Consider the following 21664-nt stretch of genomic DNA (forward strand, 5'->3'; position numbering starts at 1 on the left):
GCGCTTGCTCCATCTGCTTGGCTGCAGCCTGCTCCGCGATCTGAATGGCTCGTTTGACCATATTACCTGCATCCTTTGCTTTTATGCCACCCCAGCCTTCACGCTGGACCGTTTCGTAGATGCCCAAATCCTTGGCTAGCTCATTCTTCAGCTCTTCACTCATGAAGCCTCCGCGTCTGCGACTCATCCGATGAATCCTCCTTAGCAAGGTAAGTTAATCGTAGTATGCTGCCGCAGCTCTTCGTTCATTCATAATTAGGCGCGCCGAAGTATCTGGAAACCCGTTTACATAAACAAACAAGAAAAAAGAGCACGGGTCTTGTGACCGTGCTCCGAACATGTAAGTTAATTGTTGCAGTTACTGCATATACGTAATGCGCACTTGACCATCATCGCTATCCACCATGACTTCAACCGATTCGGTTAAAATATCCGCATAGCTGTAGGAGACCCGCTTAAACGCGTGTTGTTCTTGGTCAAGCTTGACAATAAAAACAGAAGGGTAGATTTCTTCTAATACTCCGGTCCGTTCGATGGTCTTTCGTCGGCCACCATTCGCCCGAAGACGTATTGTGGCACCCACATGGGCTTCCAGACTACGTTTGATCTCCAATAGCGCATTTTTTGCCATTGTCCACTACCACCTCTTTCCTTGTCCATTATAACCAATAGGAGGTGGTTTGTCAAAAAATTATAATTATAACAGCGAAGTAAATGGATTGTCAATAATCAAAATCCTATTTTTTCAGGCAGCATGCATAAATTGTAAGAGATGAGGAATATTATACGGTTGACTTCACGTCGGTTAACGTTTTTGGCTTCGGTAAACCCACTCTATACATGCCTAAAGTCTCAATTCCACCGACCCCATCGATCCCACTAATGGTACCATGTATGACATCCGCTAAGTTAATGGTCTCACGGATAGACGTGTAGCTGGCCTTGATAGCGACATAAACGGGATCCAGTGCATGAATCAGTACACGACCTGGTGAGCTGGCAAAATTAGCCCCGGACTGTAATAATGCCTCGTAGTGTGATTGACATGCACCCGCAACAATAATAAGTCCATCTTTATCCTTCTCGTATTCCCTAGCAACATGCACGGCATTCACAAAGTTTTGCGAATTCTTGTAGCTTGATAAACTTTGCAGATCATTCCGATTTCTTGCTTTCAGTACGCCATCATGGCCGGTAATGACGATAATATCCGGTTTAATTTGCGGCAGCAGACGATATACGGCATCTGTCATTTGCGATTCATGTACATGCAGTCCGTGCGCAGGCACCCGCATCTGCGTATATAGCTGCATGCTTTTCTTCATATAGCTGCCATCTCCATCCAAATGGAGCACTTTACCCGGTACCTCAAAATACGGTTGGGATTCGTTCATCGCCCTCCGTATTGGACTCTCGTTATGAAGTACCTGCTTATCACGCTGCTCCTGAACACGCTGCAAGGACTCATTCACTTTAATTCGAACTTGCTTCGCTGCACCTGTTATTTCGGGATCACGAACGACGGACAAGTCGGGTATCGGCGCATCTGCAAGCAGCCTGTAGTCCGTGCCCTTTAATACAGCTGATTCTTGATTTATTGTGGCAACACGAAAAAGGACGTCCCCGCCATACGATTTGCGGACGACCAGGTCCCCTTGCTTCATGGGCAAATCACCTCTTCGTGTATCCTATGGGCGGACAGGACAGTTGGTGCATTTTCTTTTCCATTCCATTTATTCAGCATGCCAATAACTGGGTATTAATTAAATATGGGGAGGGAAGGGGTTCTACGTTCTACGCTTTCTAAAATCGCAGAAAAAGCCGTCCTACTCCCTCTACACGGTTCGATGATCCGCAGGGATTAAGACAGCTTGAAGGGCAAGGAGGAGCGTTCTACACTGCTTCAGACTGATTAGGTAAGTTAATAGCAAGCAGCGCACGACTAAGAGCCGCGAATTCATCCAGTGAGAGTGTCTCGCCACGTCTGGATGGATCAATGCCGCAGCCTTCTAGCAAAGGCCCTAGGAGCTCACGATGCGTTTTACCGACATAAGCCGTCAGGTTGTTCGCAATCGTCTTACGACGCTGTGCGAAGCAGGCCTGTACCGTACGGAAGAAATGATCCTCATCCGGCACGTCAACAGGAGGCTTGTCCCGTAGAGACAGTTTGATGACGGCTGAGTCCACATTAGGCTGAGGAATAAACACCGTATGAGGCACAATACAGACCAGCTGCGGAACGCAGTAGTATTGCACAGCTACGCTAAGGCTGCCGTACTCCTTGCCTCCTGGTTTAGCTGCCATCCGCTGTGCAACTTCCTTCTGGATCATGACCACGATATGCTCAAGTGGAAGCTTTTCCTCAAGGAGCTTCATCAGAATTGGTGTCGTGACGTAATAAGGCAGATTCGCCACCACGCTAATGCCAGTCATTCCCTTGAACTGAGTATCCAGCAGTTCTCTAAGATCTAGCTTAAGAACATCTCCGTGCTCGATATGCACATTGGGAACACCGGAGAGGACGTCACGAAGAATCGGAATCAATCGATTATCGATTTCTACAGCAGTGACCTTCCCTGCTGATTGTGCTAATTCCTGCGTAAGCGCGCCAATGCCGGGTCCAATCTCTAGTGCACCTTTAGTTTCATCAAGCTCAGCCGCATGAACGATATTCTTCAATATATTTTGATCGATCAGAAAGTTCTGACCGAGACTTTTCTTGAACTTGAATCCATACTTCTTAACAATGTCATTTGTTTGTTTGGGTGTTGCTACATTAGCATGCACCTTAAGTCCGTCACTCATTGCCTGCCTCCTTAGGTCTGCTGCTCGAGCTGCTCAAGTTGTTCAAGCGCTCGTTCAAATTCATCTCGTGTAATTCGAAACATCGAGCATCGCTTAAAAAACTGTTTGCCATTTGCATAGCCAATACCTAGTAAATTGCCCATACGCAGGCGCCTGTCCGCAGCATTCGGATGAATGAGCAATCCAGCTCGCATAAGATCATCTGTTGTAATCGGATCCGTATTTACTGCGCCCTCAATTGCTTCTGTGCGTACATTAGCGAGTGCTCGCCTAATCGCCTCTGGGGAAGCATTCTCAACGCCAATATCTCCTTTATAAAGGGCCTCTTCCTGTGGGAGAAAAGCATGCTTGCAGCCTGGAACACGCTTCGCGACAATTTTACGAATTCGTTCGCCCGCATGATCAGGATCAGTGAAAATAATTATACCCCGCCGCTGCTGGGCCAATTCCACCCGCCGTAGAACAGCTTCACCTATGGCTGAACCGCCTGTCTCAATCGTCTCTGCTTCAACCGCGCGCTTAATCGCGACCGTATCATCCTTACCCTCTACTACAATGATTTCTTTGATCATGGTAGTCCAATCATTCCTTTCAGACAAACATACAAAAAGAAGAGGCATCGCCTCTTCTTATGATGGCATATTTACGTTTAAAATACGATATGAATAAATCACAGCAAATCGGCTATAGTGATTCAGGTTTCTTAGGACCTAACACGTATACGGTATATCCCCGCTTCAATCCGAATTGATCAACGTATGATTCACTATCGAAATAAACATCAATTTTATTACCCTTAATCGCACCGCCCGTATCTTCTGCACGACGGAAACCGATTCCTTCGATATACACCCACCATCCAATGGGTATAACTCTCGGATCAACGGCAATCGTTCGTCCCTCTTGAACACGTGCACCCGATGCCGTTATACCATACTGAGGATGCTTCTTACCCTTCCCAGTTGATTCAACGCCAGCTGAATAGGCTGTTAAGGTAAAGTTCTTAATAATTTTCTTTGCCTTGAACGAGATACCACGCTTCGTTAGCGTCGTTATACTCGGCGTTTTCGCCGAAAGAACAGTTAGCTTAAGCTCTTCTTTCTTTGTGCCGACTGCAACAACCTGATCTACCGAAGAGGACTGTGTTAACTTAGTCACAAGTGTTTGAGAAACCAGAACACCATCTGCAAAGACACTTTCAAACCTTTTAATGACGGTACCCTCTTTGCCGGTTTGAACGAGCTTTTGCTTACCCTTTGCGAGCTCGGGGTCTTCCTTCTTCACAATAGAGAAGGGCACTTTGAACGAATTTTCTGAATACTTCTTATCGATTCGGGTAACAGAAATTTTCATATCCGGCTCAACAGCAGTACTTAGAGAAGGCGTTACTTTATCTTGACTGCGTATCGATATGTTAGCTTGATCGATCGCCGCCTGTACGGTTCTTTCTGTCGTGTACAACGTTCTTTCCTTGCCGTCTGCCTTCACAATAAGAGGTACCGCTTTATCAATAGTGATTCGGTCACCGTCTTTGACACCAGCGTTAAGTGGCATCGAAACTTTATCGTAAGTTCCAATCGTGATGGCTTGTTCATCCAGTAGGCGTTGAAGGACCCATTGCTTAGTTGAAACAATGGTTTCTTGTCCGTTCACTACTACGGAGACGTGCTTGTCAGCCGTTCCGTACAACAACACCAGAAACATGAAAGTCATAGCGATCGAGATCATAGCGCTTAGTACAATTAAACGCACGTTCTCATGTTTCCATCGCAATGCGAAAGACATGCTGGATGATCGTTTACCATGGGTGTCCTTAATCTGGAATGCTCCCACTTCTTCGGTCCTCCCTACATAGCCCCGCCGCCATAGTATTACAGAAGATTCTAGACGCGACTATAGAATTTAGCGTGCAAGCACGCAGTTCTAGTTCCTCCTAATGTCCTCCTCCATGATACACCCTATGTCGTCAGTTTACGCATTATTCAAACAAAAAGAAGCCGACGACAGAGGATCTGTTTCGTGGCTTCCCATAAAATCAGGTAGCATGGATTAAATACACGAGGAAGATCTCTCTTATTTACGCTTACGAGGTTAGCTGTCGGATTCGGGCAAAGAGAGTCGCCCTATTCATTAGGATGCTAAACATGCGCAGCATCGTCACAAAATTCACCCCAAGAAGAATTCAACGTCTACTCTGTTTTGTAATGATACAAACAGTTTCAACACTTGGTTCCCCCGCTCTCCGAATAACGGAGATTAAGCGTTTATTTGGTAAAGGTTCACTAGTATTTAAAGCTCTGAGATGAATGATACCGTCTTTTGCTCTACATTGTAAAGATACGATTAATGACGATTTTAACTAATTTTAAGGAAAATCAAGTAAAAAACGAGCATTTTATTGAAGGAAAACTAGTTTTTTCAACGGAATAGTCCCAAATCCTCGTTATAACAGCCTTTTTTATCGTATACCAAAACATTTCATCGCATTATCAGTCGTAATTTTCGATATTTCGTCCAAAGATTTGCCTGAAATTTCAGCTGCCATTTCTGCTACAAGACGGACGAAAGCCGATTCATTTCTTTTTCCACGATGTGGATGAGGAGCTAAATAAGGTGCGTCTGTTTCTATTAAAAGACGGTCAAGCGGTACGCGTGAAAGAACTTCTTTGGGCACTCGAGCATTCTGAAACGTTACGGGTCCACCGAAGGAAATATAGAAATTCATGTCCAAGCATTGCTTAGCTGTTTCCCAACTTCCTGAATAACAATGCATGACACCGCCGACATCTTTCGCATTCTCTTCTAATAAGATACGGACTACATCCTCATGGGCATCTCGATTATGAATAACAATTGGTTTTCGCTTCAATTTGGCTAATTGAATCTGTTCTCGGAATACACGCTGCTGTACATCCTTAGGTGAAGTATCCCAGTGGTAATCCAGTCCAATCTCGCCTATTGCCACGACCTTCGGATGATCGCATAACGAAGCAATCCAATCTAGATCACCAGGCTGCATATCTATACTATCAACGGGATGCCAGCCAACTACGGCATAAATGAAATCATACTGCTCAGCAAGAGCCATAGTTGTAGGAATGGTCTCTCGGTTGAAACCAACATTAATAAGTTTATGTACACCGGCAGCTACCGCTCTTTCGATGACTTCCGCGCGGTCGTCGTCGAATTTATGCGAGTCCAGGTGAGTATGCGTGTCGATTAACATCATAGAAGTTCATACTCCTTTCTACATGAAACCAAATAATTCGCGGATATGCGGCTGCAGTTTATGAAGAGATTCAAGCAATGGCTCTTCTGGGTAATATAAATGGTATTTCCCTTGATGAAGGCCGGTGATTGATCGAATAATATCAGAACGCTCTGATATTTCCGATAACTGCTGATCCTGATCCAGCAGCAAAATGGGTGGCTTATCTTCTTTATCCAAATCATTGTGAAGCGTGCCTGGTCGATATACATCATAAGGCATGTCATACGGAAAGTCGATTTCTAGATGGTAATCCGGATGCAGTCCAATGGCAAGAAACTGATCTCGAATATCTGCCCAAAGCTCTTCATCTGCATGATCCATCGTTACATATTTATACAACCTGCGATTCAAAAATCTTTCACACAAGTCAGCCAGCAGTTCGTCTGATTCCTTCACCCATTGTGAGAAAGCAGTTTGTATGAGCGCCTCATCCAAGGATAAATAAGCTTCCAGATCTATGGAATCGTTCAGTAATTGCTCAATCGGATTAATTATCCATGAAAATGTATAATTACCCCCATAAAGCTCCTTCGCTCTACGAAATATTTGTCTTAGTATTATTTCTGAGCTTCTGGTAACGGGGTGGAAATAAACCTGCCAATACATCTGGTAGCGTGACATTAAATAATCTTCAACAGCATGCATACCGCTTTCTTTAACGACAATCCGACCTTGATGTGGCCTTAATACACGCAGAATACGTTCCAGATCAAACGTACCGTAATTAACACCTGTATAGTATGCGTCCCTTAATAAGTAATCCATACGGTCAGCATCCATTTGACTGGAAACCAGACTGACAACGATTGGCTTGTCATACGTTTTACGAATGACCGCAGCGATTCGCTCTGGCAGTAAAGGATCATATTCCAGTAACACGCGATTGATTTCTGTCGATTCAAGCAGTATTCGACAGGTCCATTCTTCATGATTCATATCAAATACTTCTTCAATGGAATGGGAAAAGGGGCCATGTCCAATATCGTGAAGCAAGGCTGCACAAAGCGTGACCAGCTTCTCTTCCTTTGGCCAATCCTGATAGCCTCCACGTTCAAATTGAGAAATGACTTTACGGGTTATTTCATAAACTCCCAGGGAATGTGAGAATCGGCTATGCTCTGCACCGTGAAAGGTTAAGTATGATGTGCCCAACTGACGAATTCGCCGAAGCCGCTGAAATTCTTTTGTATTAATGAGATTCCAGATCAGTTGATCTTGCACATAGATATATTTATGAACGGGATCTTTAAAAACTTTCTCTTCTTCTAGTGAATGTCGATTCTCCATCATTTTCTCCTCTCAAGTTCATTGTTTCGACAAAACTTTCGATTATTTTGTCGAATTATGTCGCTATTTTATTCCCAATACCTATGGAGTTGATGTACCATATATAACAGGCACTATACCCTATCCTTATTGCTATAACAAGCTTTACCAAGGTTTTTGGCAGCAAATCAAGGTTGACTATTATGGGAAACGTTGGTACTATAGAAACTAGAAATGATAGAACTTTGTCGAATTTTGACGAATTCATAATATGAGAGGGGAAATGATAGATCATGATGAAATCAACAGGAATAGTACGGAAAGTAGACGAGCTCGGACGTGTGGTAATTCCGATTGAATTGCGTCGTACGTTAGGAATTGGAGAAAAGGATGCGCTAGAGATTTATGTGGACGGAGAGCGCATTATGTTGAAGAAATACGAGCCAGCTTGTATCTTCTGTGGTAATGCTGAGAACGTTGTTTACTTCAAAGGTAAAATCGTTTGTAACGTTTGTTTGTCCGAAATGCCAACTCCTGTTGCAAAATAAGAGACAAATACGAAAACTTAGGTTACAATATATTTATTAAATACGGTAATTCTAACCTTTATATACTCCTCTTTGCCTTCCTGACTATATTGTCAGGAAGGCCCTTTTTTTATTTTCTCATAATTTCATTATATACATCCCGCTTCTGTAACCCTCTATCGATTGCAGCACGCTTGATAGCCTCTTTACGATCTCCTGTTTGCAACTCATACCGTTCTACATGTGCTTGAAGGTCAAGATCTTCCCACCATAGCTTATCATCACCTAGAAGCTCTTGCTGCTCTGCCTCACCAATACCTGCAATTACCAAGCAATACTCCCCAAGAGGCGGATGTTCCTTCAACCATTCTAGACATTCCGATATAGGCCCTCTAGCTACTTCCTCATGTCGCTTCGTAATCTCTCTAACCATCGCTACCTGTCGATCCCCCCACTGCTCAAGCATAGCGGTCAACGTCTTAGCCACCCGATGTGGGGATTCATAACAAAGGAGAGTCCCTTCTTGCGAGCGGATACGTTCCAACCAACTATTCAGCGGCTTACGATCACGCGGTGGAAATCCGACAAACAAGAACCGATCCGTAGGCAGTCCAGACACAATAAGTGCGGATAAAGCTGCATTTGCACCTGGAATAGGAACAACCGCTATACCTTGTGCCGCTGCTGCTGCGACCAGATCAGCACCAGGATCAGATATAGCGGGCAAGCCAGCATCACTTACAAGCGCTATAGATTGTCCATCCTCAAGCAAACGAAGTAACTCTATACCGCTTGCTTCCTTATTATGCTCATGATAGCTAACAAGACGTGTTGGTATTTCAAAATGAGTCAGCAGCTTACGTGTTTGTCTCGTATCCTCCGCTGCGATAAGGTCGACCTCTTTTAATGTACGAATCGCCCGAAATGTCATATCCTCTAAATTGCCTATCGGTGTGCCAACTAAGTACAGGGTACCTGTACTCGTCGTTAATTCACCACCAGAAGCAGTCTTAAAACTTCGTTGAACCTTCATGATGACGTTTCCCTCGCTCCCGGACGTTTATCCCCATAATACATCTTCATTAACTCTTCATTATATTGTCTTTGTTCATTATAAACGATCAATGGCGGCAGCAGCTTTACATCAGGCTTGCCATCTCTTGCTGCTTCAATTAGCACCATATTCGCTTCCGCTTCCGCATGGGGATGCACGAATCTAATTCGCTTCGGCTCCAGCTTCCACTTTCGCAGCGTTTCTACAATTTCAACAAACCTTGAGGGACGATGAACCATAGAAACGCGTCCGCCTGTACGGACAAGTCTTGCACATGCTGCGACGATGTCATCCAAGCTGCCATTACGCTCATGACGTGCATTCGCATAATGCTCATTCTCATTCTGATCTCCTGCGCCCTCAGGCATATACGGAGGATTTACTGTTACTGCATCGTATATTCCATATCCTACTTCCTCGTGGAAGCTGCGGAGATCACCTTCATATATATGTACTTGTTCCTCCAGCTCATTAGCTTCAACACTGCGTCTTGCCATATCGGCTAATCGCGGCTGGATTTCAACACCATCAATAACGGCTTTTGTACGAGTTGTCATCAGAATCGGAATTACCCCGTTACCTGTACATAGATCAAGAACCCTGCCCTTTGGCGGAATGCCTGCGAACCTCGCCAGTAATACAGCGTCCATCGAGAAGCTGAAGACTTCTCTGCTTTGTATAATCATTAATTCATACGTTAATAAATCATCTAGCCGTTCATTCGGCAGCAGCGTTACCTTTTTAACCACGTTATTGAACCTCGCATCCTCTAAGCTTGCACCCAGTATGGTTTATTCTCTCCAGCATAAACGAAAAACCCGCATAGATTCAAGGTTAACCAGCCTTTGCACACATACTAACAACAAATCCTTCCTTTCAAGAAGATCGGCTAACGCCTCCTTGTCGAGGAACCCAAGTTTCTTCCCTCTGAAATATCATAAAAGGATAGTCGAGTTTTATACTTTCTGATATTTTCAAAAATAAAAAGACCCCTAAAGGGTCTTTTCAGATTGTCGAGAAAGCCTATGTTTTTGAGGCTTTCTTTTTTTATGCTGAATTTGGGCAGTATTCATACACCAATATATGTAAGTTCTGAGCAGGGATATCGCTCTACACCGTCTTACTGAGGTGCATGGCGATCTTCTTCATGTTCTGAACGGCTGCTGTCATCAGCGCCTGTTCCGTCACATTTTTAATCCCCCGTAACCTACAATAGCGAAGCCCGTGGAGCTCTTTAGCATCCGCGAAGCTTCGCTCAATGGTTTCTTTCCTTCTCTTGTACAGCTTTTTACCTGCTGGGGTCAATCGGTTTTCACGCACCCATTCCTTGCTTTCTTCCCACACATGTCGTGTAATCACTTTTCGGTGGTTTTTAGAACGGGTGCACTGTGCAAGCATCGGACAGCTTTTGCAAACCTCCGCATCTGAAGCATAGTGGCGGTAACCGTGACGGTCTGTTGTACGGTAGGTAAGAATTTGGGCATTGGGACAGCTATACACATCATTTTGAGCATCATATTTAAATTTCCACTTTGCAAATAATCCTTGCGTGGGATGAAAGCGACGGTGGGCAATAACCGCAAAGATCTTCTTTTCTTTAAGTTTCTTGCAAATCGGTGTGGTTAAATAGCCCGCATCCAGCGCGACAGCTTCTACCTTAAATTCGAATCGCTTTACTTGTCGTTCAAGTCGCTCCAAATACGGCAAAGAATCATGAACATTTCCAGGTGTAACATACACGTCTGTAATCACATTGTACTTGAGGTCTACCGTCCGATGATCGAGATAAAAGAAGCCCTCTGGTTTACCATCTCGAACCATATAACCACTATCCGAGTCCGTCGTACTGCGTTTTATTTCTTTCTTTTCTTCAACCTCCTCTTTGGGTTTTAGTTCTTTTTTCCTCTTTCTTTCCGCTCCTGTTCAACCGCTGTATTGAGTTCTTCTAAGTAGCTTTTCGTGTTTTGCAAGACTTCTTCACGCGTAAATTTATGTTTATTGGCATTGGCTTTTAAGTGGGTAGAATCCGAAATCAGTACACGCCCGCCAACCATTCGATGCGCAATGGCTTGAAGGACGATTTCATCAAAGATATCTTGAAATATCGTGGTGTCTTTGAAACGTTTGCGACGGTTCCAACTAATCGTGGAATGATCAGGAACACGATCTGTTAAACCTAAACCAAGAAACCAACGGTAAGCGACATTCGTTTGAATCTCTTGCTCCAACCGGCGTTCGGAGCGAATACCATAAAAATAGCCGAGGAAAACCATCTTGAACAAAACGAGAGGATCTATTGCAGGACGCCCATTATCTTCGCAGTATAACGGACGAACCTTTTCTAGAATAAAGGAGAAATCGACATATTGATCAACCTTTCGAAGCATGTGATCTTGTGGCACAAGGCTTTCGAGGGATACTAATTCAAAAGCGGTTTGTTTATCTTTGTTGGTACGTAGCATACGATCACCATCCGTTATTATTATAGCTAAATTATATCACGTTAACGCGGTAATTGATTAAACAAAATGAGCAAAAAAATGACTGTCGAGGTTTCTCGACAGCCTGAAAAGACCCCTAAAGGGTCTTTTAGAAATATCTGAAGCATAAATGGTACGTGATAGCCATGCTTCTAATCGTCTTTATTCAGAAAGGAAAGACAGAATAGGCAATCGCCTTCCGTTCTTAAATGTCCATAATACAAGTTACATATATGAAACCCTTCATGATACAAGCGCGCTAGATTATCATAGCCTTCGCCGACTGCCGCCTGATGATCAACCGATATATTCGACATGACTGTCGGCTGTTCGGTCACCGAATCCTCAGCATCCAAGATCTCCGCATTCAGCTCTAGGACAGCAGTCTCCCGTTTCAAAATTTTGCGCAGCTGCTGATTTTCTATACTTAATCTTTTGTTTTCCTCAAGCAACGCTTTGATTCTTTGCTTGAATGCTCCAAGCTCACTATACAAACTACCTGCATTTGATTCTATTTCGCTTATTTTACTGAAAATGTCTTTTTTATTCAAATTTTCACCCCAAAGACGATTCGGCTTCGGACTAGCTGACAATTACTTAATAACGACGTCATCAAGCGGTAATTCCTTTGGCTTCCCGCCGTCAAACAACTGTACATATACGGATTTGCTACCTGCATTGATACCAGTTACTTTGCCTTCCCCATAGGAGGTAATAACAATTTTACCGATTGCCGGTAATTCTTCTCGTACGCTTTCATAATTATCATGCTCATATTTGAGGCAGCACATTAATCGACCGCATAAGCCTGAGATTTTCGTTGGATTAAGCGATAAATTCTGATCTTTAGCCATTTTTATCGAAACCGGCTCAAAATCACCTAACCATGAAGAGCAGCAGAGCACCCGTCCACACGGGCCAATACCGCCTAGCATTTTCGCCTCATCACGAACCCCTATTTGTCGAAGCTCAATACGAGTTCTGAAAACACTAGCTAAATCTTTTACCAATTCACGGAAGTCAACGCGACCTTCAGCTGTAAAATAAAAAATTATTTTGTTACGGTCAAATGTAAACTCGACATCAACCAGCTTCATTTTCAGCTGATGATCTTTAATCTTATCCAGGCAGGTCGTGAACGCATTACGCGCTGCTGCCTTATTTTCTTCGACGATTTTGGCATCGTTATCAACGGCTATGCGAATCACTTTCTTGAGCGGAAGGACAACATCCGATTCACCGACTTGTTTTTGTCCCACCACAACTTTACCGTATTCAATGCCTCTTGCTGTCTCTACAATAACATGCTGCTCTTTGTCGATCGGAAATTCGACCGGATCAAAATAATATATTTTGCCCGCTTTCTTAAAGCGAACACCAACCACGTTGTACAATCAAATCACACCTCCTGTATGCGGATTAGCATCTGCTCAACCGCTAACTGTGGAGATACATGGGCGCGTATTCGTTTTCCCGCTTCGAGGGCAAGCTCCATGCACTTCACATAGCTATCCGCCGAGCGTCCATATGAATGTTTGCTGATCCATTCAACCTGATCTATAAAAACGATTGCTTCTTGTCTTCCGGATTGAAAATGAATCATGTCTTTATACCATAAAACGAGCAAGGATAACATCAGCTCAGACTGATCGCCTAGCTCCGTCTTGAAAATTTGCTGCTGTGCAGATATCATTCCCGCGGTGAATCGGGTCAGACTATCCTTCCCTAATTGTATCACTACGTTTCTCATTTCTGCAAACCCATTCTGCTGGGTGATTGCACGGCAAGCATCCAGCCCAGAAGCTAGGTAAACGGCAGCACGGGCAATCAGCTGCGGTACACCTTCCTGAGCAAGCAGCTGGAGCATATCATGAGGTGCAAGCGGCATGAAGGGTACCCACTGCGTCCTTGAACGAATAGTCGGCAGCACAGCTTGTCCATTCTCCGTTAATAGAATAGCTACAACCTGAGACTGCGGCTCTTCTAGAAATTTAAGCAAGCTATTTGCTGCTTGCAGTGTCATTGCTTCTGACCGTTTTATGATGTAAATTTTACGTTCTGTTTGTATATTCTTATAAGAAAGTTCCCTCTGAAGATCACGAATTTGATCGATCTTAATAGAAGCACCTTCTGGTTCTATCACATGGAGAGCCGGCTGATTCCCATGATCAAACTTGCGGCATTCCAGACATTCTCCGCATGCGTCTTCCCCACCGGCAGTGCAAAATAATGCTTTGGCAAAAGCGTTGGCCATAGCCATTCTTCCGCTGCCTGGTGGTCCAGTAAACAGATAGGCATGTGAAACCTTGCCGCTTCTTAACGCATGCTGCAATATTCGTTTGGCCTTTTGTTGACCGGCAAGTTGTGCAATGCTCATGACTGTCTATCCTTTCTGCTTCCGTGCCCTAACCTCTTGTTAAAAAAATAAATTTATAAGAATTCCGCGAATATCGCCGATTTTTTGCAATAATTCAAGACGCCCTTCTTCACTATCCAGCAGTTCTTCACCCATGGCAATAAGCGCTGAATCAATTTCATCCAGCAGCTTGTAGCGTTTCGTCCGGCCACGGCGATCAAAGCCCCGTGTTTCCTTTAAACCTACACCGCGTTTAATTGTATCTTCAAGAAACTTCTTAACCATTTGTCGGTACATCTTTAATTCACGCACCGTCATTGAACGGGTAAGCCGTTCTCCCTGCGCATGAATATCCTGCAGCTTCTGCTGCAATTCTTCCATTGATCGCTGTTCGTCTTGGTGGTGCATAACATCAGCGAAATTCCGCTGCTGCACTTGCTTTGAGCCTATATCTGTCCGAGTCCGGTCCTGACCCAATGGGCGCCAACCAGGATTAATTTTCATCGTTTATTCACGCCCATTCAAAAATGTTCAAAGCGTTCGACTGGAACAACGAATACGGCAGCTCCACCAACCTGAACTTCTACTGGGAACGGAATATAGGCATCCGTTGTACTGCCCATAGGAGACACAGGTGAAACTAGCTGATCGCGTACTTTACAGTTGGAACGAATGACTTGCATTACTTCATGTACACGTTCATCCTCAATACCAATCATAAACGTTGTATTACCTGCACGCAAAAATCCTCCGGTACTAGCTAGCTTCGTAGCTCTGAACCCCTCACGAACTAGAGCATTTGATAATCGATTGCTGTCTTTGTCCTGTACGATTGCGATTACTAATTTCATCGATATCCCTCCCAAAAGTTTCGAAAGCCTGATTTTTAACGTCAAAGGAAATTCTTTCGTAAGTGTGCAGGGAATCCAATCAAGATTAGATTTACTTTATCTATATCATTTTGACATCGCTTGCATATAATCCTCTAAATCGTTCATTTATTATCGAAATTGCTTCATTTAATACGACGTTTGGCTCATTTTCGGCATCTATTCTAATGATTCGATCTGGATCGCGTTTCATCAGTTCTATATAGCCATCACGAACGAGTCTGTGAAAAGATAATCCCTCGAGATCAAGTCGATTAATCTCTCTTCCTGCTGCCTCTTGAATTCTAGCCAATCCAGCTTCTGGAGAAATATCTAACCAAAGCGTGAGCTCAGGCATTCTTCCATCTATGGCAAAATCGTTAATCGACCGCACAGCTTCTATACCGAGCTCTCGTGCATATCCTTGATAAGCAAGACTGCTATCAACAAAACGATCACAAATAACGAACATTCCCTCGTCAAGAGCTGGGATTACTTTCTCTATAAGATGCTGCCGCCTTGCTGCCGCATATAAGAGCGCTTCAGTTCTTGCATCCATCTTCGTATTCAACTTATCCAGTATTACACTGCGTATTTGTTCAGCTATGGGAATGCCGCCTGGTTCACGAGTCGTTAGCACTCGGTACCCTTGCTCAATTAATAAACGCGCAAGCTCTTCAATGAGTGTCGTTTTACCGGCTCCTTCGCCGCCTTCTATTGTTATAAACCTACCTTTTTTCAACACAAATGCTCCTTCTATCTTCTTATACACTTACTATAACAAAGCCCATCCATCGCGTAAACGCTAGCTGCCCTTCATAACAGCGATTGTATGCATCGCTGGATCGACTGCACCTTGAAATTTTGCACCTTCGATTGCTAGTCTTTTCACGTATTGAACCGTTTCTGCCGAAATATATTCTCCCATATAAACAATTGGAATGCCTGGTGGGTAAGGAATGATTGATTCTGCAGCCCGTCTTCCAACCGCATCTGACAAGCCAATCCTATCTACTTCAGATTCAGAAGGTAACTTTCTGGGAATCGTGACTGGCTCCGATATCTTATTGCTTTTGGTCGTCCATAATAGTGGATGTGATTCCTTTCTGCAGATTGCAGCAGAACCGTGATTAGCTATGCCAGTCATTGCATCTTTTAAACGCTCTATATCTGCTTCTAAGGCAGCTAACCCAACCAATAGGACAACATGCTTAGAATCCGCCATCTCCGCCCAGCACCCGTAGTATTGCAAATGCTCTAATAATTCAAAACCTGTATAACGCCCTGTGAGATCCTCAATGACAATCCGAAGTGGATCCAATCTTACTTCAACATCATGATGGCTCCAATTCTCTACGATGCCAAATGATGAACCGTTTTCCTTTATCCACTTTCTAAATGCTGCTGCTGCTCTCAACCCAGAATCGAACAAGCTTGCTTTCATCGTATCGACTAATGCACGGGCTATATCAAGTGAAGCTAGTATGGGATAAGAAGGACTTGAGCTCTGCACCATTCGAAGGACATGTCGAAGCGATTCACGATCCATTCTCTCGCCTTGCACATGCAGCATCGCCCCCATCGTTAGAGCTGGTAATGTTTTATGCGTCGATTGAACAACGGCATCTGCTCCTGCTTGCAGCGCTGAATTCGGAAAATCAGGATGCAGCCCATAATGCGCACCATGAGCTTCATCAACAAGAAGTAATTTACCATACTGATGGATAAGGTTTGCGTAAGGCTGAAGATCAACACTAAAGCCATAATAGCTTGGATTAGTAAGAAATACCGCTTTAGCCGCCGGAAAAAGCTTCAGTGCTTCCTCTATTAGCGTCAGCTCGGGTACAATCTCAAGCCCATTCTCATGATCCATCTGAGGCATAATAAAGATCGCCTGGGCACCTGCCAACGCGAGTCCATTAAGAACAGATTTATGAGCATTGCGCTGTATAATAATTTGATCGCCAATCTCGCAAGTAGACAGTATCATAGCAAGATTGCCAACCGTGCTTCCACCTATCAGAAAAAACGTTTCCTCTGCCCCAAAGGTTGAAGCTGCCAAAGTCTGTGCCTCGGCAATAATACCAGCGGGTGCATGCAGATCATCCGTACCTGGAAGTTCCGTTAGGTCAATTTCCATAATTCCCCGAATAGATTCCATATCTATAGAGGGCTCGCTATGCAAGCCTGTCAGTGACTGCCCATACTTATGTCCAGGAACATGGAAACTGACAGGATTAGAACTCGACATGGCTAGTAATGCTTCATATATAGGTGCATAGAATGTTGTATTTTGTTGGCTATCTCTATTCATACGTACTCATTTACCCCCGTACCTATCCACTTTCCTACATCTTACTCGATTATGACTTGTTCTTAAACCTCTATATCCATTATCCCCGATAAATATCGAAATCCTATAAATAAATGCAGCCTGTAATAAAAAATTAATCCTCTTTGTCTCGTCTAATTCGAGATAACAGAGGATTAGTAAGGATTGAATGTGAGGCATTTTTCATAAAGCTTATGATTATGCATTCTTTTGGATCCAAATTCTTTTTAATTGATGAATAAAAAATGGATATTTTGCATCTTGAACTTCTGTTCGAACCATTTCCAGCTCACAGGCTTCACAGATAAACTCATTCACAATATGAATACCTTCTACCTTATCATGCCCACAAATAATACAAGATTTTCCGATAGCTTCTTCTAACATACAGCACCACCTTATCTTCTTAACAATTGTCATTGCTACTAGTATGTCACATAGTCTAGCATTTTATACTTGTTTCATAGCCCATTTCAAATAGTAATACATCTTATGTTGAAGAGGGGCCTTTGGTGATTAAAGACTTGTACCCGTTTCTTAAGGTTAGTCTTCACAAATCGTCTATAATTACCGATACATTGTCGTAGTAAGATGGAAAGGATGTTGGAAGGAATGAGGGGCACGCTAGCTGAACAAGAGAAAGCTACGATCTATCAATATCAGCTCATACGTAAAATAAGCATTCGAAAAGAGTTCATTTGGAGTCATCAGTTCATCATTCTAATCCTCACCCTTTTTCAATTAGCCATGTATCGGCTTGAAGGAGCCATTGCTACTGGAATTGGAATTTTCTCTATACAAATCGTACATTTCGTTATTATTAGGTTAACTCTGGTACGAGTCGATGAGCCTGATAGCCGTCGATGGGGCTGGAGATTCTCACCTCCTTGGATTGGATATATACCCGTTGCTCATATCGAGCTGGCCTTATACCGACGTTTACACCGCCATCTTTTCTGGTTAGGCATCTGTGCAATTGGAATCTTCTATCCATGGGCGAATGAAGCTCAAATGATCAGCCTGATCAGCTGGCATATCTGGTTCCTAGCTCCACGTCTTGTCATCCTAAGAAAACTTCGAAAGGTAAAACGTGATGGCGTTATCCGCATTCAGTCTAGAGAGATCAGCTATTACCATCGTTAAAATAGGATGATATCAGGAGATCGCTTTATTCATGCGATCTCCTATTTGTTATCAAAAAAAGGCATAACTGAAACAACACAAAAAAAGGCATAACTGAAACAACAAAAAACCGACTGCATGACTGCAGTCGGTTGATCGTGCTTGGCGACGTCCTACTCTCCCAGGACCCTGCGGTCCAAGTACCATCGGCGCTGAAGGGCTTAACGGTCGTGTTCGAGATGGGAACGCGTGGGTCCCCTTCGCCATCGCCACCAAACGTGATCTTGATTACTCAAGAATCGGTGTACAGAGCCTTACGCCCTGAAAACTGGATACGAACATTTGCGAAATGTTGTCTTAGTCTATGTTATCTGTTACACGTAAGTCCCGAAGCCTTGCTCTCACCTAGGGTGAGAAGCGGTAGGATAAGCCCTCGACCGATTAGTATTCGTCAGCTGCATGCATTGCTGCACTTCCACCTCGAACCTATCAACCTAGTCGTCTTCTAGGGGTCTTACGAATTGGGAAATCTCATCTTGAGGGGGGCTTCACGCTTAGATGCTTTCAGCGCTTATCCCGTCCGCACGTAGCTACCCAGCTATGCTCCTGGCGGAACAACTGGTACACCAGCGGTGCGTCCATCCCGGTCCTCTCGTACTAAGGACAGCTCCTCTCAAATTTCCTACGCCCACGACAGATAGGGACCGAACTGTCTCACGACGTTCTGAACCCAGCTCGCGTACCGCTTTAATGGGCGAACAGCCCAACCCTTGGGACCTACTTCAGCCCCAGGATGCGATGAGCCGACATCGAGGTGCCAAACCTCCCCGTCGATGTGGACTCTTGGGGGAGATAAGCCTGTTATCCCCAGGGTAGCTTTTATCCGTTGAGCGATGGCCCTTCCATGCGGTACCACCGGATCACTAAGCCCGACTTTCGTCCCTGCTCGACTTGTAGGTCTCGCAGTCAAGCTCCCTTATGCCTTTACACGCTACGAATGATTTCCAACCATTCTGAGGGAACCTTTGGGCGCCTCCGTTACTCTTTAGGAGGCGACCGCCCCAGTCAAACTGCCCACCTGACACGGTCCCTGTACCGGATTACGGTACCAGGTTAGAACTCCGATACGATCAGGGTGGTATCCCAACGGTGCCTCCACCGAAGCTGGCGCTCCGGTTTCTTAGGCTCCCACCTATCCTGTACAGATCGTACCAAAGTCCAATATCAAGCTGCAGTAAAGCTCCATGGGGTCTTTCCGTCTTGTCGCGGGTAACCTGCATCTTCACAGGTATTAAAATTTCACCGGATCTCTCGTTGAGACAGCGCCCAAGTCGTTACGCCATTCGTGCGGGTCAGAATTTACCTGACAAGGAATTTCGCTACCTTAGGACCGTTATAGTTACGGCCGCCGTTTACTGGGGCTTCAGTTCATAGCTTCGCCTTGCGGCTAACCACTCCCCTTAACCTTCCAGCACCGGGCAGGCGTCAGCCCGTATACTTCGCCTTACGGCTTCGCACAGACCTGTGTTTTTGCTAAACAGTCGCTTGGGCCTTTTCACTGCGGCCCCCTCGGGCTATTCACCCTACCGAGGCACCTCTTCTCCCGAAGTTACGAGGTCATTTTGCCGAGTTCCTTAACGAGAGTTCTTCCGAGCGCCTTAGCATACTCTGCTCGCCTACCTGTGTCGGTTTGCGGTACGGGCACCTTCACCTGGCTAGAGGCTTTTCTTGGCAGCGGGAACACATGACCTTCGGTACTATAATTTTCCCTCCCCATCACAGCTCAGCCTTGTAGTGTGCGGATTTGCCTACACACAAGCCTTACTGCTTGGACGAGCTATTCCATCAGCTCGCGTCACTATCCTTCTGCGTCACCCCATTGCTCATAACGGCTTACGGTGGTACAGGAATATCAACCTGTTGTCCTTCGACTACGCCTTTCGGCCTCGCCTTAGGTCCCGACTTACCCTGAGCGGACGAGCCTTCCTCAGGAACCCTTAGGCTTTCGGCGGACAAGATTCTCACTTGTCTTTTCGTTACTCATACCGGCATTCTCACTTGAATGCGCTCCACCAGTCCTTACGGTCTGACTTCAACGTACATTCAACGCTCCCCTACCACTGATACCAAAGGTATCAATCCATAGCTTCGGTGGTGTGTTTAGCCCCGTTACATTTTCGGCGCAGAGTCACTCGACCAGTGAGCTATTACGCACTCTTTAAATGGTGGCTGCTTCTAAGCCAACATCCTGGTTGTCTGTGCAACTCCACATCCTTTCCCACTTAACACACACTTGGGGACCTTAGCTGATGGTCTGGGCTGTTTCCCTCTTGACAATGGATCTTAGCACTCACTGTCTGACTCCCGGATATAAGTACATGGCATTCGGAGTTTGGCTGGACTTGGTAACCCTTGGCGGGCCCCGCACCCAATCAGTGCTCTACCTCCATGACTCTCAATTCCGAGGCTAGCCCTAAAGCTATTTCGGGGAGAACCAGCTATCTCCGAGTTCGATTGGAATTTCTCCGCTACCCCCACCTCATCCCCGCATTTTTCAACATGCGTGGGTTCGGGCCTCCAGTGCGTGTTACCGCACCTTCACCCTGGACAGGGGTAGATCACACGGTTTCGGGTCTACGTCCACATACTATGTCGCCCTATTCAGACTCGCTTTCGCTGCGGCTCCGGCTCTTCACCTTAACCTTGCATGGAAACGTAACTCGCCGGTTCATTCTACAAAAGGCACGCCATCACCCCTATAACGGGCTCTGACTTTTTGTAAGCGCACGGTTTCAGGTTCTTTTTCACTCCGCTTCCGCGGTGCTTTTCACCTTTCCCTCACGGTACTGCTTCACTATCGGTCGCTAGGGAGTATTTAGCCTTGGCAGATGGTCCTGCCGGATTCCCACGAGGTTTCACGTGTCTCGCGGTACTCGGGATCCGTCTCGGAGAGTGTCGACTTTCAACTACAGGGCTTTTACCTTCTTTGGCGGGCCTTTCCAGACCTCTTCGTTTAACCGGCACCTTTGTAACTCCATGTGAGACGTCCCACAACCCCAAGGAGCAAGCTCCTTGGTTTGGGCTAATCCGCGTTCGCTCGCCGCTACTGACGGAATCACTATTGTTTTCTCTTCCTCAGGGTACTTAGATGTTTCAGTTCCCCTGGTATGCCTCTGTATCACCTATGTATTCAGTGATAAGTAACTGTGCATTACCACAGCTGGGTTTCCCCATTCGGACATCCCCGGATCAAAGCCTGCTTACGGCTCCCCGAGGCATTTCGTTGTTCGCCACGTCCTTCATCGGCTCCTAGCGCCTAGGCATCCTCCGTGCGCTCTTACTAGCTTAACCAAATGCTCCGGTTTTGGTGCTTGTGCTTCCGTCGTGCTTCGCACAAAAGTCGCTCAACCACTCAAAACCTACGCTGCAATAAAGCGCAAACCTTGTGTAAGTCGCTCAGAACGAAGTCCTAAACCAAAAACAAACAAAGCAGCAAACCTTATTGCTAGTTAACTCAGCTAAGAGTTTATTTCGCAAATTTCATATCCAGTTTTCAAGGTGCAATCACCTGTAAAGATTACA

Annotated in this window: 20 protein-coding genes, 2 rRNA genes, 1 pseudogene and 1 riboswitch; of the genes and pseudogenes, 2 read left to right on the plus strand and 21 right to left on the minus strand. The window is 45.0% G+C overall.

Features of this window, described 5'->3' with window-relative positions; genetic code table 11:
* Positions 1 to 13: 13 nt before the first annotated feature.
* From EKN16_RS23285 to EKN16_RS23320, 8 genes and pseudogenes are all read right to left on the minus strand, one after another.
* Positions 14 to 187 (minus strand): annotated as a pseudogene (locus EKN16_RS23285) (small, acid-soluble spore protein, alpha/beta type); the annotation flags it as partial.
* A 171-nt stretch (positions 188 to 358) separates the two neighbouring features.
* Positions 359 to 631: a biofilm formation stimulator Veg gene (veg, locus tag EKN16_RS23290; RefSeq protein WP_125662837.1), complete on the minus strand. Its 273-nt coding sequence runs from the start codon at positions 629 to 631 to the stop codon at positions 359 to 361.
* A 151-nt stretch (positions 632 to 782) separates the two neighbouring features.
* On the minus strand, positions 783 to 1664 hold the full coding sequence (gene yabG, locus EKN16_RS23295) for a sporulation peptidase YabG (RefSeq protein WP_125662839.1): 882 nt from the start codon (positions 1662 to 1664) through the stop codon (positions 783 to 785).
* A 229-nt stretch (positions 1665 to 1893) separates the two neighbouring features.
* Positions 1894 to 2805 carry a 16S rRNA (adenine(1518)-N(6)/adenine(1519)-N(6))-dimethyltransferase RsmA gene (gene rsmA / locus EKN16_RS23300; RefSeq protein WP_125662841.1) on the minus strand — a complete coding sequence of 304 codons (912 nt, stop codon included), beginning with the start codon at positions 2803 to 2805 and terminating at the stop codon, positions 1894 to 1896.
* A gap of 11 nt (positions 2806 to 2816) precedes the next feature.
* Positions 2817 to 3377, minus strand: coding sequence for a ribonuclease M5 (gene rnmV / locus EKN16_RS23305; protein WP_125666573.1), 561 nt, complete (start codon positions 3375 to 3377; stop codon positions 2817 to 2819).
* A gap of 112 nt (positions 3378 to 3489) precedes the next feature.
* Complete coding sequence (locus EKN16_RS23310) at positions 3490 to 4638, minus strand: resuscitation-promoting factor (RefSeq protein ID WP_232015967.1); 1149 nt, start codon at positions 4636 to 4638, stop codon at positions 3490 to 3492.
* Positions 4639 to 4870: 232 nt separating this feature from the next.
* Positions 4871 to 5078: riboswitch (cyclic di-AMP (ydaO/yuaA leader) on the minus strand.
* Positions 5079 to 5263: 185 nt separating this feature from the next.
* On the minus strand, positions 5264 to 6031 hold the full coding sequence (locus EKN16_RS23315; protein ID WP_125666577.1) for a TatD family hydrolase: 768 nt from the start codon (positions 6029 to 6031) through the stop codon (positions 5264 to 5266).
* Between the two features lie 21 nt (positions 6032 to 6052).
* Positions 6053 to 7366, minus strand: coding sequence for an HD domain-containing protein (locus tag EKN16_RS23320; RefSeq protein ID WP_408636315.1), 1314 nt, complete (start codon positions 7364 to 7366; stop codon positions 6053 to 6055).
* Between the two features lie 269 nt (positions 7367 to 7635).
* Between EKN16_RS23320 and EKN16_RS23325 the strand changes: the two genes are divergently transcribed.
* Positions 7636 to 7890, plus strand: a complete 255-nt coding sequence (locus EKN16_RS23325) for an AbrB/MazE/SpoVT family DNA-binding domain-containing protein (RefSeq protein ID WP_125662843.1) — start codon at positions 7636 to 7638, stop codon at positions 7888 to 7890.
* A 109-nt stretch (positions 7891 to 7999) separates the two neighbouring features.
* Here the strand turns inward: EKN16_RS23325 and rsmI are convergent, their stop codons facing one another.
* The 11 genes from rsmI to EKN16_RS23380 form a co-directional block, all read right to left on the minus strand.
* Positions 8000 to 8902: a 16S rRNA (cytidine(1402)-2'-O)-methyltransferase gene (rsmI, locus tag EKN16_RS23330; RefSeq protein ID WP_125662845.1), complete on the minus strand. Its 903-nt coding sequence runs from the start codon at positions 8900 to 8902 to the stop codon at positions 8000 to 8002.
* Positions 8899 to 9609, minus strand: a complete 711-nt coding sequence (locus EKN16_RS23335; RefSeq protein ID WP_125666581.1) for a tRNA1(Val) (adenine(37)-N6)-methyltransferase — start codon at positions 9607 to 9609, stop codon at positions 8899 to 8901. The genes rsmI and EKN16_RS23335 overlap by 4 nt, the downstream gene beginning before the upstream one ends.
* 424 nt (positions 9610 to 10033) lie before the next feature.
* Positions 10034 to 11385, minus strand: a protein-coding gene (locus EKN16_RS23340; RefSeq protein ID WP_125662847.1) for an IS1182 family transposase whose coding sequence is annotated in 2 segments (ribosomal slippage) — positions 10034 to 10818 and positions 10818 to 11385 — 1353 coding nt in all. Because the reading frame shifts where the segments join, the coding sequence is not laid out codon by codon here.
* Positions 11386 to 11555: 170 nt separating this feature from the next.
* Positions 11556 to 11954, minus strand: a complete 399-nt coding sequence (locus EKN16_RS23345; protein ID WP_125662849.1) for an initiation-control protein YabA — start codon at positions 11952 to 11954, stop codon at positions 11556 to 11558.
* A gap of 42 nt (positions 11955 to 11996) precedes the next feature.
* The gene (locus EKN16_RS23350; protein WP_125662851.1) at positions 11997 to 12797 is read right to left on the minus strand and encodes a PSP1 domain-containing protein; all 801 of its coding nucleotides are present in this window, start codon (positions 12795 to 12797) and stop codon (positions 11997 to 11999) included.
* A 5-nt stretch (positions 12798 to 12802) separates the two neighbouring features.
* Positions 12803 to 13780: a DNA polymerase III subunit delta' gene (holB, locus tag EKN16_RS23355; protein WP_125662853.1), complete on the minus strand. Its 978-nt coding sequence runs from the start codon at positions 13778 to 13780 to the stop codon at positions 12803 to 12805.
* 39 nt (positions 13781 to 13819) lie between these two features.
* Positions 13820 to 14263, minus strand: coding sequence for a YaaR family protein (locus EKN16_RS23360; RefSeq protein WP_125662855.1), 444 nt, complete (start codon positions 14261 to 14263; stop codon positions 13820 to 13822).
* A 17-nt stretch (positions 14264 to 14280) separates the two neighbouring features.
* Positions 14281 to 14610 carry a cyclic di-AMP receptor DarA gene (locus EKN16_RS23365; protein ID WP_125662857.1) on the minus strand — a complete coding sequence of 110 codons (330 nt, stop codon included), beginning with the start codon at positions 14608 to 14610 and terminating at the stop codon, positions 14281 to 14283.
* 100 nt (positions 14611 to 14710) lie between these two features.
* Positions 14711 to 15370 carry a dTMP kinase gene (gene tmk, locus EKN16_RS23370; RefSeq protein ID WP_125662859.1) on the minus strand — a complete coding sequence of 220 codons (660 nt, stop codon included), beginning with the start codon at positions 15368 to 15370 and terminating at the stop codon, positions 14711 to 14713.
* 63 nt (positions 15371 to 15433) lie between these two features.
* Positions 15434 to 16942, minus strand: coding sequence for an aminotransferase class I/II-fold pyridoxal phosphate-dependent enzyme (locus EKN16_RS23375; RefSeq protein ID WP_125662861.1), 1509 nt, complete (start codon positions 16940 to 16942; stop codon positions 15434 to 15436).
* A 216-nt stretch (positions 16943 to 17158) separates the two neighbouring features.
* Complete coding sequence (locus tag EKN16_RS23380; RefSeq protein ID WP_125662863.1) at positions 17159 to 17347, minus strand: sigma factor G inhibitor Gin; 189 nt, start codon at positions 17345 to 17347, stop codon at positions 17159 to 17161.
* A gap of 225 nt (positions 17348 to 17572) precedes the next feature.
* On the opposite strand from EKN16_RS23380, the gene EKN16_RS23385 reads away from it, so the two are divergent.
* Positions 17573 to 18103 carry a transposase gene (locus EKN16_RS23385; protein ID WP_232015969.1) on the plus strand — a complete coding sequence of 177 codons (531 nt, stop codon included), beginning with the start codon at positions 17573 to 17575 and terminating at the stop codon, positions 18101 to 18103.
* A gap of 139 nt (positions 18104 to 18242) precedes the next feature.
* On the opposite strand, the gene rrf is transcribed toward EKN16_RS23385, so the two are convergent.
* Both rrf and EKN16_RS23395 read right to left on the minus strand, forming a co-directional pair.
* Positions 18243 to 18359, minus strand: a 5S ribosomal RNA gene (gene rrf, locus EKN16_RS23390).
* Between the two features lie 144 nt (positions 18360 to 18503).
* Positions 18504 to 21433, minus strand: a 23S ribosomal RNA gene (locus EKN16_RS23395).
* Between the last annotated feature and the right edge of the window lie 231 nt (positions 21434 to 21664).

Origin of the sequence: Paenibacillus baekrokdamisoli, from assembly GCF_003945345.1 — a bacterium.
Taxonomy (GTDB): domain Bacteria; phylum Bacillota; class Bacilli; order Paenibacillales; family Paenibacillaceae; genus Paenibacillus_Z; species Paenibacillus_Z baekrokdamisoli.